At 56.2% G+C, this 14,715-nt stretch carries 19 protein-coding genes and 1 pseudogene; 19 read left to right on the plus strand and 1 reads right to left on the minus strand.

Annotation, left to right across the window (positions count from 1 at the left end; genetic code table 11):
- The first annotated feature begins 199 nt into the window (after window positions 1-199).
- The 12 genes and pseudogenes from HMPREF3140_RS26300 to HMPREF3140_RS26355 all read left to right on the plus strand — a co-directional run bounded on the left by HMPREF3140_RS26300 (window position 200) and on the right by HMPREF3140_RS26355 (window position 9,046).
- Window positions 200-922 (plus strand): PFL_4669 family integrating conjugative element protein, encoded by a 723-nt coding sequence (locus tag HMPREF3140_RS26300; RefSeq protein ID WP_070553192.1) that lies wholly within the window; start codon window positions 200-202, stop codon window positions 920-922.
- Window positions 915-1,052 (plus strand): hypothetical protein, encoded by a 138-nt coding sequence (locus HMPREF3140_RS29050; RefSeq protein ID WP_014343427.1) that lies wholly within the window; start codon window positions 915-917, stop codon window positions 1,050-1,052. Before HMPREF3140_RS26300 ends, HMPREF3140_RS29050 begins: the two co-directional genes overlap by 8 nt.
- Window positions 1,053-1,638: 586 nt before the next feature.
- Window positions 1,639-2,091, plus strand: coding sequence for an STY4534 family ICE replication protein (locus tag HMPREF3140_RS26310; protein ID WP_004150895.1), 453 nt, complete (start codon window positions 1,639-1,641; stop codon window positions 2,089-2,091).
- 123 nt (window positions 2,092-2,214) lie between these two features.
- Window positions 2,215-2,784: a PFGI-1 class ICE element type IV pilus protein PilL2 gene (locus tag HMPREF3140_RS26315; RefSeq protein ID WP_004150894.1), complete on the plus strand. Its 570-nt coding sequence runs from the start codon at window positions 2,215-2,217 to the stop codon at window positions 2,782-2,784.
- Window positions 2,784-3,524: a hypothetical protein gene (locus tag HMPREF3140_RS26320; RefSeq protein WP_004150893.1), complete on the plus strand. Its 741-nt coding sequence runs from the start codon at window positions 2,784-2,786 to the stop codon at window positions 3,522-3,524. The genes HMPREF3140_RS26315 and HMPREF3140_RS26320 overlap by 1 nt, the downstream gene beginning before the upstream one ends.
- A 114-nt stretch (window positions 3,525-3,638) precedes the next feature.
- Window positions 3,639-4,256 (plus strand): TIGR03759 family integrating conjugative element protein, encoded by a 618-nt coding sequence (locus HMPREF3140_RS26325; RefSeq protein WP_070553237.1) that lies wholly within the window; start codon window positions 3,639-3,641, stop codon window positions 4,254-4,256.
- Entirely contained in the window at window positions 4,235-4,804 is a 570-nt protein-coding gene (locus tag HMPREF3140_RS26330) for a transglycosylase SLT domain-containing protein (protein WP_004150891.1), read from the plus strand. Before HMPREF3140_RS26325 ends, HMPREF3140_RS26330 begins: the two co-directional genes overlap by 22 nt.
- Entirely contained in the window at window positions 4,801-5,313 is a 513-nt protein-coding gene (locus tag HMPREF3140_RS26335) for an integrating conjugative element protein (RefSeq protein ID WP_004153655.1), read from the plus strand. Before HMPREF3140_RS26330 ends, HMPREF3140_RS26335 begins: the two co-directional genes overlap by 4 nt.
- A gap of 37 nt (window positions 5,314-5,350) precedes the next feature.
- On the plus strand, window positions 5,351-7,450 hold the full coding sequence (gene traD, locus HMPREF3140_RS26340) for a type IV conjugative transfer system coupling protein TraD (protein ID WP_004150889.1): 2,100 nt from the start codon (window positions 5,351-5,353) through the stop codon (window positions 7,448-7,450).
- A complete protein-coding gene (locus HMPREF3140_RS26345; protein ID WP_004150888.1) occupies window positions 7,447-7,710 on the plus strand; it encodes a hypothetical protein in 264 nt (87 codons plus the stop codon). The genes traD and HMPREF3140_RS26345 overlap by 4 nt, the downstream gene beginning before the upstream one ends.
- A pseudogene (locus HMPREF3140_RS26350) lies at window positions 7,710-8,468 on the plus strand (TIGR03747 family integrating conjugative element membrane protein). Before HMPREF3140_RS26345 ends, HMPREF3140_RS26350 begins: the two are co-directional and overlap by 1 nt.
- Before the next feature lie 101 nt (window positions 8,469-8,569).
- Window positions 8,570-9,046 (plus strand): hypothetical protein, encoded by a 477-nt coding sequence (locus HMPREF3140_RS26355; RefSeq protein WP_004150886.1) that lies wholly within the window; start codon window positions 8,570-8,572, stop codon window positions 9,044-9,046.
- Between the two features lie 259 nt (window positions 9,047-9,305).
- Here HMPREF3140_RS26355 and HMPREF3140_RS26360 read toward each other — a convergent pair whose 3' ends face one another.
- Window positions 9,306-9,980, minus strand: coding sequence for a type I phosphoribosyltransferase (locus tag HMPREF3140_RS26360; protein ID WP_077270466.1), 675 nt, complete (start codon window positions 9,978-9,980; stop codon window positions 9,306-9,308).
- A gap of 448 nt (window positions 9,981-10,428) precedes the next feature.
- Here HMPREF3140_RS26360 and HMPREF3140_RS26365 point away from each other — a divergent pair, with 448 nt between their 5' ends.
- The 7 genes from HMPREF3140_RS26365 to HMPREF3140_RS26395 are packed head-to-tail and all read left to right on the plus strand — an operon-like array spanning window position 10,429 to window position 14,704.
- Entirely contained in the window at window positions 10,429-10,746 is a 318-nt protein-coding gene (locus HMPREF3140_RS26365; protein WP_070553196.1) for an integrative conjugative element protein, RAQPRD family, read from the plus strand.
- Window positions 10,743-10,979, plus strand: coding sequence for a TIGR03758 family integrating conjugative element protein (locus tag HMPREF3140_RS26370; RefSeq protein ID WP_004150883.1), 237 nt, complete (start codon window positions 10,743-10,745; stop codon window positions 10,977-10,979). Before HMPREF3140_RS26365 ends, HMPREF3140_RS26370 begins: the two co-directional genes overlap by 4 nt.
- 14 nt (window positions 10,980-10,993) lie before the next feature.
- Window positions 10,994-11,347, plus strand: coding sequence for a TIGR03745 family integrating conjugative element membrane protein (locus HMPREF3140_RS26375; protein WP_070553198.1), 354 nt, complete (start codon window positions 10,994-10,996; stop codon window positions 11,345-11,347).
- Window positions 11,348-11,356: 9 nt separating this feature from the next.
- Entirely contained in the window at window positions 11,357-11,728 is a 372-nt protein-coding gene (locus tag HMPREF3140_RS26380) for a TIGR03750 family conjugal transfer protein (RefSeq protein WP_070553200.1), read from the plus strand.
- Window positions 11,725-12,378 carry a PFL_4703 family integrating conjugative element protein gene (locus tag HMPREF3140_RS26385; protein ID WP_070553202.1) on the plus strand — a complete coding sequence of 218 codons (654 nt, stop codon included), beginning with the start codon at window positions 11,725-11,727 and terminating at the stop codon, window positions 12,376-12,378. Before HMPREF3140_RS26380 ends, HMPREF3140_RS26385 begins: the two co-directional genes overlap by 4 nt.
- Entirely contained in the window at window positions 12,378-13,223 is an 846-nt protein-coding gene (locus HMPREF3140_RS26390) for a TIGR03749 family integrating conjugative element protein (RefSeq protein WP_070553204.1), read from the plus strand. Before HMPREF3140_RS26385 ends, HMPREF3140_RS26390 begins: the two co-directional genes overlap by 1 nt.
- Window positions 13,220-14,704, plus strand: a complete 1,485-nt coding sequence (locus HMPREF3140_RS26395; protein ID WP_077270465.1) for a TIGR03752 family integrating conjugative element protein — start codon at window positions 13,220-13,222, stop codon at window positions 14,702-14,704. Before HMPREF3140_RS26390 ends, HMPREF3140_RS26395 begins: the two co-directional genes overlap by 4 nt.
- The last annotated feature ends 11 nt before the right edge of the window (window positions 14,705-14,715 follow it).

The raw sequence follows: 14,715 nt of genomic DNA on the forward strand, positions 1-14,715 counted from the left end.
TAGTGGAACGTCCTCACCTGAAGATGCGCTCATGCCACAAGCACAAAGGCGTTTTTTAGTCTCTGGGACACAAAAGTGGCAGCTCAGATCTGAGCCAATACATTCAATCTTTTTTGATCAAATGAGACTTTCTCATTGTTCACGTAACGACCCATCATTGACCATCCTGACACCCTAAACCAACCAATGGGTTATCACGATGTCGGAAAACTCAAAGCCTCAACACCCCACGCCGGGCGCGCTGCGCTCCGAACTGCGTATAGAACTTCATACCCGCTACGCTATCTCCCTATGGCAAGGCCGTCGCTCTTCAGAGGGCAAGTCGGCCATCATGGGGATGCCGCGCTTCTTCCAGCTTGCTGGCCGAATCAATCAGGACTCCCTGACGGATAACCCTTGGGCGGATGCGACGATGCTGCATCTGGAGAAGCTGATCAGCGCATCGCATCAGCAAATGCAGACATTGCTGGATGAAGTCGATGCGCTTTTTGCTGACATGCCCGGCTCCGTCAAGCTAACGGACTGTATCGCGGAAACGCCGCTCAACGTGGCAGTACACAGCCACACGCCGATTGGCTATCGCTGCGTCTATTTGCTGGTTGGATTCGATCAGCTGGCCCTGCGGGTGTTTCAGGCGCATTTTTTTGGGCTCATCAGCACCCAGACTAAGCAACAATATCTCTCCAGCGCCGGTTATGCGATCAGGCGAATTTACGGGGCGGCTCAGCGCTATCGCTCCGTCGCCGTCACGCGCGCCGACGTACTGGCGAATAACGATACGGCGCAGCAAGCCATTGCTGCGTTAGGCGAAGTGTCGGCATCCATTGTCAGCGGTCAGGCTCGATCGGGCTTTTCTCCGGCCCTGAATTCACCCGCTTTAACTGTTGCGATCGGCGGTAAAAAGGGGAAAAGGCATGGTTAAAAAACAACCTTTATGCGGCCCGCATAAAGCTCAAAAAACGCACAATTCTGGACGCGCTGCGGGTAAAAATGTCATGCCGTTGAAATATAGTTTCCTCTGGCGTCCTCCCGCAGTGTTTGTTATTTTCTAAGGGTACTGTGTAGCACTCCGTCTCTACGGTTATAGTCGAAGGCGTATGTACTGTTGCAGGTATAGCCTTCAAGGCGCAAAACCTCCGTGAAAACTGCGCCGGGTTCTTCTACTCGCCCCGGAGTGAATATTAAAACCCTTGGTCCTTAGTGCAGATCATGGCGGGTACAGAGTCCTCTGTACCCGTTTAATTTTTTTGACGGTAAAACATTTTCCCCTTCAATTCCTTTCCCTCTTGCTGAAAAAATAAGCGTGCCTATCCGTTGTCTCTGACAACACCCGATGTTGCCGTGACCTGCAAGGCGGCGCTAAATACCTGTCATACTTCAAGTTTCAGGTGCGTTGGCTGCGCTCGCTCACCCCAGTCACTTACTGGAGTAAGCTCCTGGGGATCCCCTCCCTTGCTGCCTTCCTGCAACTCGAATTATTTAAGGTATAGCGGTCAAACCCAGGCCTGTTTAACCTTTTTAAACAGGCGTCGCTTCGGCGATAAGGTATGTATTCACACCCATTCACCCATGAGGGAAATAGCTTCCCTTTTCGGGCTGTTTCTCCCTCTGTCCCGCTTTTATTCAAGGAGAAACACGATGTCTAATGAAACTAATTACTTCAATCTGCACGTAACGGGTCTGGGTTATTTGAACAACGTCAGAGAAGTTCAAACCCGCAACGGCAGTATGCTGTGCTGCTCAATTAATGCGTTAACTGGCGCAACGGATAATCCGGGCTACACCCGTTTTGATATTATGGTCGTCGGCAAGGAGTCCTCTGAACTCATTCTGCGCTGCCAGAAGGCTATTGCAGAGGAAAAGAAGGTGTTGCTTGGCTTTCGGCTCAGCAATCTTTCTGCCGATGTTTTCACGCTGACAAAAGGTGAACACGCCGGTGAAGTTCGCCCCAGTCTTAAAGCCCGGTTAATTAAGGTTAACTGGATCAAGATTGGGTCTGAGATGGTTTATAAAGAAGAAAAACCGGAACCGAGCGTGCCCTCTGCACCGGACGTTCCTTCCCCGAAACAGTTTGGTGATAACCAGTTTTAATACCCCTCCTTTAAGCGCCTTTTCGGCGCTTCTTTTTTTCAGCACGGGAAAACAGTTGTTAATTGAACATGTAAAGAAAGATTCGCACATTAGCGTTTTTCCGCGTCGATAAGAGGATCTTTTATGAAATATCACCGGTATTTGCTCTGCGTGATAGGGGTTATTGTGATTGGCGGCTGCGCGCCAAAGCAAAAGTTACAACAACCAGCGTTATCCCTTTCCAGTACGCTAAACAGCAACGTTCAGTCTGCGGCTGATGATGTTTACCAGCGCGAAAACGCGCCGCAGGTGGTGCGCTACGATCGCTACCTGCTGGTTAGTACCGATCCCAGCGCCGCCCAGCGCGCGCCGCTGGAACAAATCATTGATATCCGCATTCCCGCATCGCTGACGCCGACCGTAGCTGATGCCATGCGCTACGCCTTAAAACAGTCGGGTTACAGCCTCTGCGCCGTCACTTCATCCAATGCCGTTCTGTATAACCAGTCTCTCCCGGCGGTGCATTACCAGCTCGGCCCTATGCGGCTGAACACGGCGCTACAGGTCATGGCGGGTAGCGCCTGGCAACTGGAAGCTGACGACGTACAGCGTATTGTCTGCCATAGCCTGAGGGACGGGTACCAGCTGCCAAAGGCTGAAACATCGCCCTCTCGTTTCCTCACCAAACCAACGTTGAAAGGGAACGCATCATAATGGAAGAAAAAGAACCCAAAAGGGCGGGTAAGCCGTTTCCTCTGCGCAAAGCGGGATGTCTGGCGATGGTGATCGTACTCGGTGCGTCGTCTGCCTTTTTGTGGACGCAGCAGCTGCGCCTGATGCAGTCCTCCGCTGCGTTGGAGCAGCAGTGGCAGACGTTAGCGCAGCAACAGGCCCAGTTTGAACAACGCATTGCTGGGGTAGAAACGCGTCAACAGCAGACAGAACCGCCGAAGCCGTTGGTTAGCGCGGTGACTCAGGAACAGTTAACGCAAGCGCTCGCGGAAAATCGGCAGGAAGTGAACCAGCAGCACGCCCAATTACAGCAGCAAATGACGTCGGTAACGCAGCGCGTTGAGGTGCTGGAGCAGCGCGACGGGGCGCTGTCCGGCCAGTGGCTGGAACTGAAGCAACAGATGGCCGATCTTCTCGCCGGGCGTAAGAGTGCGCTTGCTCCATCATCATCGTCAGCGGTAGCAAATCCCCTGAAAAAGCCGGTTAAGAAGACGGCTGCCAAAGTGATTTCATCCGCATCCGCACCGTTTGTTTTGAATGGCGTTGAGTATCGAGGCGGGGCGCGCTTTGTTTCCGTTACTCCCCGACAGGCCAGCAGTCTGGAACAGGTTCGCTTACTAACCCCCGGCGAGTCGTTTAGCGGCTGGATGTTGCTGACCATCGACTCCCGTCAGGCCACCTTTCGCACGGCGGGGCGCACGCTGACGCTCAGCGTTCATTAAGGAGCGATCGTGAAACGATACTTTTTCCCTCTGCTGTTAATCGCCTCTTCTCTCCCTGCCAGCGCAGCGGAAACCGACGCTCAAGCCTGGGCGCATAGCCAGTCGGTAGATACTGTGGCCGGAAAGCTTGAGCAGGCGAACACCCGTAAAAGCGCTCAGACATGGGGACTGACCGACGAGGAGTGGCAACGCTATCAGGCGTTAATGAATGGACGGCGCGGCGTATTCTCTCCCGATCTGGACCCGATTACGGCGCTGGGCATTGAAGCCAGAACGGCGGAAGAGCGCCGCCGCTTTGCCGAACTGTCCGTCCAGCAGGACTTTAAGCGCGTGGAGGCCGAGCTGGCGTTTCAGCGGGAGGTCGACGCGGCGTGGAAACGGCTTTACCCCCATATTCTGCCGATTGGCGCAGGTATGGGCAGCGCGCCAGCTCAGCCCCGGAGTCATGGCCGTCTGGCGCTGTTTGGCAAAGCGGACTGCCCGCCCTGTGATAAAACGCTGACGAAGCTGCTCGCCAGCCAGAAGCCGTTTGATATTTATCTGGTCGGTAGCGAAGGCCAGGACGCGAAGGTACGTGAGTGGGCGAGCAGGCGGCATATTCCCGCTGAACGCGTAAAAACGCGGGCGATTACGCTCAACCATGACGCTGGTCGCTGGCTGAAGTTAGGCAAAGGCCAAATGCCCGTGGTGCTGGAACAGGGGGAAAACGGATGGTTGCCCGTCGCGTTCTGATGTTCCTGCTATTGTTTCCCCCGTTGGCCTGCGCACAGTCGATTCCATCCGGCTACCGTCAGATTGCGGAACAGGAAAACGTACCTGCCGAAGCGCTGTACTCGCTGGCGCTGACCGAATCGGCCAAAAAGCTGGCCCATGGCGTTCGTCCGTGGCCGTGGACCATCAACGTTGCCGGAATCGGGTATCGTTATGCCAGCCGTGATGAGGCCTATCAGGCGTTGCTGGGGTTTATCCGGCGCTATCCCCTGAAGCGAATCGATGTGGGTGTCGCTCAGGTTAATCTGGGCTGGAACGGCAGCCGGTTTTCATCGTATTGGCACGCCTTTGACCCCTACACCAATCTGCGCGTCGCGGCGCGGATCCTACGCGAATGCTACGACGCCCAACCGGGAAGCTGGATGCAGGCCGCCGGTTGTTACCATCATCCTGCGGGCGGCAAGCCGGCCCGCGTCTATAAAGCGGTTGTTCAACGCCATCTGAATACTCTGAACCCGGTAAAGCCCACGGCGGTGAGCTGGGTAGAGCCGAAGAGAAAAACACCATGAAGAGCATTTACCTTTTGGGACTCTGTTGCCTGTTTGGCAATGCGCACGCCGGGCTGAACGTTATTGCCGATTTGGGCGGGGAACCTGCCGCACCTTATTTTGACGGCATTAATAATCAGCCCAATGAATTTGAATCACCAAACCCGCCGGAGGCGGCTGTATTGCCCGCTGCACCCGCGTCACTGGCATCGGTATTGCCAATATCCACGCCTGAATTAACGCCCGGCAGCGTAGAGGCCCGCCGCCTCGGTTTACCAGGGATGCAGCCGATATTTTTGTTGGGTAACGATCCGCTGTCCCGCCGTTGGCTGGATGAACGAAAGGAATCGCTGCGGCAGCTGCGGGCCGTTGGGCTAGTGGTCAATATCGAGGACGAAGCGGCGTTTGGCGAGCTGCAAACGCTGGCCGGTGATATCGAGCTGCTGCCGGTATCCGGCAGCGATCTGGCGAAGCGGCTGGGGTTGCAACACTACCCGGTATTCATCAGCGAAAAGGGAATTGAACAATGAAGCTAATGACACGCCTTCCAATCCGGGAGGCAACCAGGTGAGCGATCGCTATGTGATTGAAGCCCTGCTGCGACCGGCGGTTGAACTGAATACCGCCGTGGTATCCGCCTGCGCCAGCTATGTTTGCGTTACCGCGCCGTGGGCGATTGCTTTAGCGCCCAGCGTTAGCTACGTGATGGCCGGAGCGCTGGGGATATTCGCGATTAAGCGCACCCGCGAAGGGCTGCGGGTACTTCGCTATCGCCGTAATATCCGGCGCTTACCCCGCTACGTGATGACCAGCCGTCAGGTGCCAGTGAGCCAGATGAAGCTGTTCCTGGGAAAAGGCTTTTTATGGGAGCAGCGGCACACGCAGCGCCTGCTGGATACGTTACGCCCGGAGGTCGCCAGATACGTAAACCCTTCCTGGGTTTATCAGGCGGCGCGGCGGGTTGAACAACGTCAGGAATATCGTTTTCCGACCCTGTGCCGGTTACTGGCAAGCGAGAGCGCGTTTAATCCGGTAAGGCCTCTGCCGCCTGTGGGCGGTTTACCGGCGCTGCACGGCATTGAGCTGGATGAAACCAATGTGCTGATGGACCTGCGCGAGCGGGTCGGGCATTTACTGGTGTTGGGCACCACCCGGGTAGGGAAGACGCGCCTGGCTGAGTTACTGATTACTCAGGATATTCGCCGGGGAGACGTGGTGATTGTGTTCGACCCCAAAGGGGATGCCGACCTGCTGAAAAGGATGTACGCGGAGTGCCAGCGCGCCGGGCGCGGCGATGAGTTTCACGTCTTTCATCTGGGCTGGCCGGATATCTCTGCGCGCTACAATGCTGTGGGAAGGTTCGGCAGAGTTTCGGAAGTAGCGAGTCGGGTCGCCGGGCAGCTCAGCGATGCGGGGAACTCCGCCGCGTTTAAAGAATTTGCCTGGCGCTTTGTCAATATCATCGCACGGGCGCTGGTCGCGCTGGGACAACGTCCGGACTTCGCGCTGATCCAGCGCTACGTTAACAACCCCGGCGATCTGTTTGAACACTATTGCGAAAGCTGGCTGAGCCAGCACCATCCCGACCTGTGGTTGACGATAGAAAACCTGACGGCGACGCTGACGGAGCGTGATGTTCCCCGTCATATGGAAGGGCGCTCCCTGCGTGTGGTGGCGATTGAACATGTGCTGGGTAGCGACGCCGGAAAGCGGGTGTATGACCCGGTTCTGGACGGGCTGCGTTCCTCGGTGCGCTATGACCAGAAGTACTACGACAAAATTGTGGCTTCGCTGCTGCCGCTGCTGGAAAAGCTGACCTCCGGGAAGACGGCGCAGCTCATCTCTCCGAACTACAGTGACCTGAACGACCCACGCCCGATCTTTGACTGGCAGCAGGTTATCCGCAAAAAGGGCGTGGTGTACGTCGGCCTGGATGCGCTCTCCGATCCTGAAGTGGCTGCGGCGGTAGGTAACAGCATGTTTGCTGATTTGGTGTCGGTGGCGGGCTATATCTATAAGTTCGGCATTAATGACGGCCTGCCGCAGCAGAGCGGCGGCAACACACCGATCAGCCTCCACTGTGACGAATTCAGTGAATTAATGGGGGACGAGTTCATTCCTCTGATTAATAAAGGGGGCGGCGCGGGGATCCAGATCACGGCCTACACCCAAACGCTGCCGGATATCGAGGCGAAAATCGGTAACTCCGCCAAAGCGGCGCAGGTGGTGGGTAACTTCAATAGTCTGGTTATGCTGCGGGTCCGCCATACGGAAACCGCTGAGCTACTGACCCGACAACTGCCGGAAGTGGAGGTGTATACCAAAACGCTGGTTTCCGGCGTGACTGACATTTCCAATCCCGATCAGGGCAGCGACTTCACCAGTAACGTTCAGGACAGGGTCAGCAGCGTGCGAACGCCGCTGATAACGCCCGCCAACGTTATTAATTTGCCAAAAGGGCAGGCGTTTGCGCTGCTTGAAGGCGGGCGGCTCTGGAAATTAAGGATGCCGCTTCCAGCAGCAGGCGATGATGCCTTTATGCCGGAGAGCATCAGCCAGATCGCCGGATATATGCAGAAAAACTACCGCACCGGGGATGAGTGGTGGTCAGGCGGCGCGATGCCGGGCGACCGCATGATTGAAGAGGCAGAAGGAGAGGAAGAATGAAACGTTACCAGATTTGCGCCGTGATGGTCTCCGCGCTAGGGCACCCGGCCCTGTTACCTGACGCGGCAAAGCAGATTTTAATGCACCACGTCTGCACCACGCCCAGAGCAGCCGAAATTATCGCAGCGTTAAATGACGCGGGAATAGACGCCTGCCGGGAAGAGGATATGTGCTCATCTAATAGCGTCGGGATTTGGATCACCGTTGACGCGCATACGGTATTGCTTCAGTGCCAGCTTGAAGTGCTGGAGGTGCATTGATGGCGCAGCCCGGGGCTTCAACCACTGCCCCACGCCAGCAGGAGGTTCCCCGGCGTCCGCCGGGGCTGCTATCGAACGTGTTCTGGCACTGGCCCTGGCAGCTAGTTGGCATGTTACTCGTGTCGCTGATTTTCAGCCTGATCGTTGAGTATGTCGGCATTGCCTTCTTCTGGCCTGAATAAGGAGCCCTGCACAGCAAAGCGGTCATGGAGACGGAAAGCCGGTATTTCTCTGAAGAATTCACCCGCAGCCTGCTGCTGTCTGACCCGGTGGTGACGGTAGAGTGTTGGCTGACGCTGGCGTATCAGTGGCTGTTTGTGGACAGCGGTTTTCTGGGCTGGTTGAATGCCCCCCACGCAGATCAAGGCAACGACTTTACCCGGACGCTAAACGGCGGCGCGGCCTGGCTGCTGGTGAAGCTGCGGGAGTATCTGCTGGCGACGGTGTACGTGACGCTGGTTTTTCTTATTCGGGTCACAATTTTGGTGCTGTCTGTGCCGCTGTTTGTGATGGTGGCAGCGATCGGCATCGTGGACGGCCTGGTTCGGCGCGATTTGCGCCGCTACGGCGCGGCGTATGAGAGCAGCTTTATCTATCACCACGCCAAGCGCTGGATTAAACCGGCGACCTGTTTACCCTGCGTTATCTACCTGTCGATGCCGTTTGCGGTATATCCCAATATTCTTCTGCTGCCTGCGGCGCTGCTGCTGGGGTTGGTGATTTCGTTGACGACCGGGGCGTTTAAGAAGTATTTGTGATTGTATTATTTAACGCTAAGTTTAATGACGTCGGTATAACTTATTTATAAATGAGACACCTGCACCCTACACATGGCGCGAACACTGAGAGGAAATAACCTATGTCTGGCAAGTATACCCCTGAGACATTGCTGCCCGCATTGAGGCTTTTTATTGAGGCAAGAAACAAGGCTAATGCCGCTGGCTTCCCTGATAACGGCGGCGCTATTCATTCAGTGGAACGCATCATTGATGTTCTTTGTATCCGCGTTAAATATGGGCTTACCCATGTCAATAATTTAAAAAAAATGCCGACCGCAGAATGCAGTATCGGAGCATACGAAGCCCGCCAACGTGGCGATGCACATTTATTACGCATTGAACACGTCATGCCGCAACGCGCGTTTGCAAAAAAGATAATTGATATTGTTGAAGAGGGGGCTACCGATGAGGAAATCATTGCTTTCATCGAACAGAACTATCGACTGGTGCTTTTAAATACTGAAGAAACCAGTATGTTGAATCTTAAGAATAGATCTCGAATCTCGCCAGACCGGCTGGGTGAGGCAGGAATCGTCATGTATCAGGGCTCGGCCTGAGCCTCTTTGGTTTTAACCAAAAAACAAAGGGGAGAATTGATATTCTCCCCTTCGCCGGTACTCTTTACCTGTTACAACAACATCATATGATGTTGAGGGGTTAGCCGCTGCCTAACCGGCGGGTTACTTACTCTTTACGAGCTGACCACCGCCAGGGTGCCTACGCGGGCCTCATCGGGATTTAGAGAGCGGGGAGGCTCAAGCACACTCTTTACATCTGTTGTAAAGTATACGCGGATGCCGCGTGATATTCAACCAATCAGCCCCTGAACTTCCTTTTCTTGAGAGTACCGCGAGTCAGTCTACCCATCGAACTGAACAGACAGGCGGCCTGAACCGATGCGCCCGGGCAGAGCGTCCCCAGAAGACTAGCTGCGGTTTCCAGTGTTGTTCCGGTCGCCAGCAGATCATCCGTAATTAATATTCTGTGTGCGTTGAGATGCATCGTTAAAGCGGTATTGATCGTTATCGGCGTGAAAACGGCCCTGTGCTCCGTTGGGATACCTTTTAGTGAAAAAGCGCCCTGATAACCCACTTCATTTTTTTGTCTTCTTAGCTGGTACTGAAGCGACTTTACGTCAGTTACATCAATATTCGCACGATCGAGAAGAATAAAAGCCTCTTCAACCGTAATTTTCCGCAGCAGATCTTTAAAATGCGGCGCGTTGAAATAGCGTGAGAATCTTTTCCCTACAATGTGGCTAATGTTGTGGGCGGATGGCATAGAAACGATCAGGTCGTAACCATCAGGCTCTGCCTGAGCAATGGCTTCCAGTATGGCGTTAAAGCTCTGGCTTAATGCCTTTATGCTGGAAAAGTCCGTTGTCAGCCCCTCTTTTCCCTTCAAAGCATAAATCAAGGGACAATTATCGCCCAGCTTGCGTTGTTTACGGTCACGGTTAAGGCTGGCGGGCGCTTTTTGCCTTCTGAACATGGAATAAATAGTGAGGTTTCCCACCCGTTCACGGGTTGGGTTTCCTTCAGGCGTTGTAATGAGCCAATGGCGATGCGAGTGATCGATTGTAACGTGATATCCCTGAAGATTAAGCCCCACTATTTTCATCCCTGATTAATGTCAGCAGCTCTATCTATCTTATTACCCTGACGTTTTTACGACCATCTAATTTTGTTTTTGCGTAAATGATTAAACCAAGCTGCGCGAAGACGGCGGAATAGCACGTCTGCGCCTCTTTCTGCCGCCTTCGCGCAGCCTGCGGGGAGACTGGCTTGCCAGACCGGGGCGGCAAAGAGCCCCGTCGATGCCGCAGGCGTCGCTCAGTGACGGATTAATTTTTGAAATCCGGGTTTTGATTGTTTACAGCTTCCGGTAACGCTTTTCGCCAATCTCCTTTGCGCACGTTTATTCAACAAAAGGAGGTTATATGCGCATGACGAAAGTCCGGGCGCTTTGTCTGTCGGGAGCCTTATTCACCGTGCTTCCCTGTGCGCAGGGCAGTGAAAAGGATGAACTGGCATTAGTCATGAAACAGCTCGACCAGCTTCAGGCCAGTCTGGAGCGGGCGAAGGTTGTCGCAGTACAGGAACACACATCACACCGCTTTTATTTTGACTACCCGCAGGCTACTGATGATATCGCGAAAATCAAACGCGGCATCTCAACCTATCTTGAGCCTTCCCGCGTTCAGCCGGTACTGCCGCAGGATATCAGCGGCCAGTACCGGCTCGAGGGGGAGCAATGACCCACGAACAGGAGCAGGCGTTTCGTGCCTCGACCAACAACGCCGACCCGAATCTCCTCAATCTGCTGTTTATCGGCACGCTGGTCGCCGTGCTGTTTCTGTGGGCCGCGTTTGCTTTTGTCACCGTCTATCGCGGCTGGGAAGCAGGGAACGTGTCGGAAAAGACCGTCCTGTCGTTTGTCATTCGCGTCGTCGTCCTGTTGGTGGTCAGCCTGTTTTTATTTGCAAGTTAATGAGAAGGAATAACATGAACGCACTTTTTTTACGCGCCAGGAAGGCGGTCTGTACCGCACTGGTTTTAGTCATATCGTCCCCGGCGCTGGCCGATTTGCCAACGGTCGAAGGCCCGAAGTCGAAAACCGACGGCTCGTTCTATGGAAAGATCGCCGGTTATATCAATGACGGTCTGGTACTGGGCGGGTTAGTGGTCGCCGCCGTGGCCTTTATCGTGGTGGCGATGAGCTGCGTGTCCACGTTTGCCGAAGTCCGGGACAATAAAGCCACCTGGGGCAAGTTTGGCGCCATGGTGGCGGTGGGCGTGGTACTGATTGTCGCCGTGATCTGGCTTGCCAGCGAAGCCGCCACCATCGTGGCCGGATAAGGGGGCACGATGGCGACGATTCAGTTTATGCCTGACAGGCTCAACGCTGAACCGGTCGTTTTCCGGGGGTTCACCACCCCCGAATTAGGTTTGACCGCATTGTTCAGCACGCTGGCAGGCATCGTTATCTCCCTGCCGTTCCTGTTTTTTTCCTGGGTCATGATCCCGACGATTGCCCTTATTTTGCCGCTGCTGGTGATTGCCTTCGGCGGCAAGGTGCTGGCGCGGATCAAGCGCGGCAAGCCGGAAAACTACCTTTATCGTCGCCTTGAAGCGGCGCTCGTCCATTGGGGGCTGGGCAATCCCCGGCTTATTCTGATGTCGCGCCGCTGGTCGCTGCGGCGGAGCAGAGCGGTGATACCGCAGGAGGTGAACCTGTGAGCCGTTTCAAAAATGCCCTTAACGCCCGCGATGCGCATATCTGGACGCTGCGCGGAGCCTGCATTTTGTTGATTCTGGTGTGCCTGGTGCTGGCTCTGGGCTGGATGAACGCGCCGCGCAATCTCACCATCCATCAGCCGCCGGACCTGCGCAGCGGCAGCACCCGCCCCTGGTGGGAAGTGCCGCCCAGCACGGTATACGCGTTTGGCTTCTACGTATTTCAGCAGTTGAACAGTTGGCCGAAGGATGGTGAACAGGATTATCCGGCCAGAATCAAGTCTCTCTCCCCTTACCTGACTCCGGAATGCCAGACGTTACTGGAGGACGACGCGCGCAAGCGCAACTTCTCTGGCGAACTGCGCGAGCGGGTGCGCGGTATCTATGAAATCCCCGGGCGAGGTTACCGCAGCGATCGAGTGGAGATTGTCGATCGCGACCATTGGGTTATCCGGCTCGATCTCACCGCCGATGAGTATTACCACAACGAACCGGTCAAGCGCGCGTTAGTTCGTTATCCGCTGAAGGTGGTGCGCTGGGACGTCAACCCGGAGCTGAACCCGTTTGGTCTGGCGCTGGACTGCTTTGCTGCGATGCCGCAGCGCCTGGAAGCCGCCCCGGTCGATGTGCCTGAGAAGAAGGGGATATTTTGATGAAGCGACTATTATTAAGCCTCGCGCTGCTGGCTCCCTGCGCCGTTCAGGCCGTGGAGCTCATGAAATGGGAACGCATTCCGCTGCCTGTCCCGCTGAACGTCGGGCAGGAGCGGATTGTGTTTGTTGATAAGAACGTGCGGGTGGGCTTCCCCGCAACCCTGAACGGCAAGATGCGCATCCAGAGCAGCGGCGGCGCGGTCTACCTTCAGGCGGAGGAGGCATTCCCCGTGACCCGCTTGCAGTTGCAGGATCTGGAAAACGGCGAGCTGATCCTGCTGGACGTCAGCGCCCGGGACGGAAAAGCCGCGCTGGAGCCGGTCAGGCTGGTTTACTCCGGGGAAGTCGCGACGGCGAGCGCCAGCCATAAGGGGGCGGTGTCAGGGCGTGACGCCAGCGGTGAAAGGGAAAACGGCGCGGCTGGTCAAGGCGAAGTAAAGCTCTCCGCGCCTTTACCGGTACTGCTGACGCGCTACGCGGCGCAGCATCTGTATGCCCCGCTGCGCACGGTGGAGGCTGTGCCCGGTATTTCTCCTGTCTCCCTTAAGCCTGCCGTCATCACCTCTCTGCTGCCCTCGGAACCTGTCGAAACTAAAACACTCGCCGCATGGGCCGCGAGCGGATACAGCGTGGTCGCCGTCCGGCTGAAGAACCAGAGCGATAAGCCAGTGGTGCTCGACCCTCGCCGCTTACAGGGGCGTTTTTACAGCGCCACGTTTCAACACCGTTGGTTAGGCGCGCAGGGGACGCCGGAGGACACCACCCTGCTGTATCTGGTTTTCACCGGGCGGCCTGAAAACGCCTTCTTGCCCAGTGCGGTGATGACGAAAAAGGGAGGTCGATGATGCAGGTGAAGTCAAACACGCTATTAAAGGTGGCGGTGCCCGTCTGTCTGTTTATCGCCATTGCCATTGGGGTGAAGTCCTGCGGTTCTCGTTCACAGCCTGCGGCGACGCAGACAGGGGATAGCGTGGTCGCGGATCTGACGCAGGAAGAACTGAAGGCATTGGGCGTGGAAGGGGATACGCCTCAGGACACGCTGCGCACGCTGGTTGGCCGGATGCGGACGATTCAGAATAAGCAGGCCGAACTGGAGCGAGACAATAAAGCGCTGGCGGAAGAGAACGCCAGGCTGGCGCAGGGGGAAAGTGGCCTCGACAACCGCATCAGCGCGGCGGTGGCGAAGGCGCAAAAAGAGGCGGAACAAAAGGCCGAAGGGGTAAAAGAAGAGCAGCGCCAGCTGAGCAAAACCCTCGATGAGCTGAAGGAAAGACTGCTGAACGGCGGCGCTGGCGGTTCGTCTGCCGGGGCGAACGGCGATTTACCCGTTGGCCTTGGGCTGGGAGCCGGGGACGAACCGCCCGTACAGACCAGCGGCGAGGGCATGGTCTGGATTGAGCCGCAGGATGCGATGCAGATGAGCCGTGACGGCAAAATGACGCTGGCCGACGTTTCCGCATCGGGAACCGGCGGCGCGCTTCAGTTCCCCAGCCGTTTCTCCAGTCTGGAGGATAACGAGATCACCCGCCAGAAGGCCGAACTGGCGCGTAACGCGAAAAATGAGCGCGGCATCGAGGAGGCGGCGACGCCGGTGTATACGCTGCCGGAAAACTCAACGCTGGTAGGCAGTCAGGCCATGACGGCCTTGCTGGGGCGAGTACCGATTGACGGTAAAGTCACCGACCCTTACCCGTTCAAAGTGCTGATCGGCAAAGACAACCTGACGGCAAACGGCATCCAGTTGCCTGACGTGGAAGGGGCGATTGTCTCAGGAACGGCGACCGGTGACTGGACGCTTTCCTGCGTGCGGGGCGATGTGCAAAGCATCACCTTCGTTTTCAGCGACGGCACGGTTCGCACCGTCCCCAGCCCGGCCAAATCGACCGACGGCAGCGATAACAAAAACCGCAGCGGCGGCAGCATCGGCTGGCTGTCGGATGAGCATGGCGTTCCGTGTCTGGCCGGTGAGCGTAAATCCAATGCCTCCACCTATTTACCGACCCTGTTTGCCCTGTCCGGCGCGACGGCAGCGGCGGAAGCAATGGCGGAAGGGGAAATGACCTCCTCCACGGAGGGGACTGACGTAACCCGGACGTTAACGGGAGATGCCGGAACCTATGCGCTGGGTAAGGCGGTGTCCGGCGGGATGCAGGAAACCACCAACTGGGTACGCCAGCGCTACGGCCAGACGTTTGACGCTATCTATGTGCCACCCGGCCTGCGCGTGGCGGTACATATCACCCGCCAACTGCCGATTGACTATGAAGAGCAGGGCCGCAGGGTCAAATACGATGCGGCCGTCGGCCCGCAGCAGCATCTGGATTAAAGGAACGAGGT

The organism is Klebsiella sp. HMSC16A12 (assembly GCF_001808265.1).
Lineage (GTDB): Bacteria > Pseudomonadota > Gammaproteobacteria > Enterobacterales > Enterobacteriaceae > Klebsiella > Klebsiella pneumoniae.

Bases quoted from the DNA above. Each gene is read 5' to 3' on its own strand.
- HMPREF3140_RS26360 (WP_077270466.1), bottom strand. From the start codon at position 9,980: ATGTTCAGAAGGCAAAAAGCGCCCGCCAGCCTTAACCGTGACCGTAAA.
- HMPREF3140_RS26335 (WP_004153655.1), top strand. From the start codon at position 4,801: ATGAAGAGCATTTACCTTTTGGGACTCTGTTGCCTGTTTGGCAATGCG.
- HMPREF3140_RS26310 (WP_004150895.1), top strand. From the start codon at position 1,639: ATGTCTAATGAAACTAATTACTTCAATCTGCACGTAACGGGTCTGGGT.
- HMPREF3140_RS26380 (WP_070553200.1), top strand. From the start codon at position 11,357: ATGGCGACGATTCAGTTTATGCCTGACAGGCTCAACGCTGAACCGGTC.
- HMPREF3140_RS26365 (WP_070553196.1), top strand. From the start codon at position 10,429: ATGCGCATGACGAAAGTCCGGGCGCTTTGTCTGTCGGGAGCCTTATTC.
- HMPREF3140_RS26390 (WP_070553204.1), top strand. From the start codon at position 12,378: ATGAAGCGACTATTATTAAGCCTCGCGCTGCTGGCTCCCTGCGCCGTT.
- HMPREF3140_RS26300 (WP_070553192.1), top strand. From the start codon at position 200: ATGTCGGAAAACTCAAAGCCTCAACACCCCACGCCGGGCGCGCTGCGC.
- HMPREF3140_RS26320 (WP_004150893.1), top strand. From the start codon at position 2,784: ATGGAAGAAAAAGAACCCAAAAGGGCGGGTAAGCCGTTTCCTCTGCGC.
- HMPREF3140_RS26315 (WP_004150894.1), top strand. From the start codon at position 2,215: ATGAAATATCACCGGTATTTGCTCTGCGTGATAGGGGTTATTGTGATT.
- HMPREF3140_RS26330 (WP_004150891.1), top strand. From the start codon at position 4,235: ATGGTTGCCCGTCGCGTTCTGATGTTCCTGCTATTGTTTCCCCCGTTG.
- HMPREF3140_RS29050 (WP_014343427.1), top strand. From the start codon at position 915: ATGGTTAAAAAACAACCTTTATGCGGCCCGCATAAAGCTCAAAAAACG.
- HMPREF3140_RS26355 (WP_004150886.1), top strand. From the start codon at position 8,570: ATGTCTGGCAAGTATACCCCTGAGACATTGCTGCCCGCATTGAGGCTT.
- HMPREF3140_RS26395 (WP_077270465.1), top strand. From the start codon at position 13,220: ATGATGCAGGTGAAGTCAAACACGCTATTAAAGGTGGCGGTGCCCGTC.
- HMPREF3140_RS26375 (WP_070553198.1), top strand. From the start codon at position 10,994: ATGAACGCACTTTTTTTACGCGCCAGGAAGGCGGTCTGTACCGCACTG.
- HMPREF3140_RS26370 (WP_004150883.1), top strand. From the start codon at position 10,743: ATGACCCACGAACAGGAGCAGGCGTTTCGTGCCTCGACCAACAACGCC.
- HMPREF3140_RS26345 (WP_004150888.1), top strand. From the start codon at position 7,447: ATGAAACGTTACCAGATTTGCGCCGTGATGGTCTCCGCGCTAGGGCAC.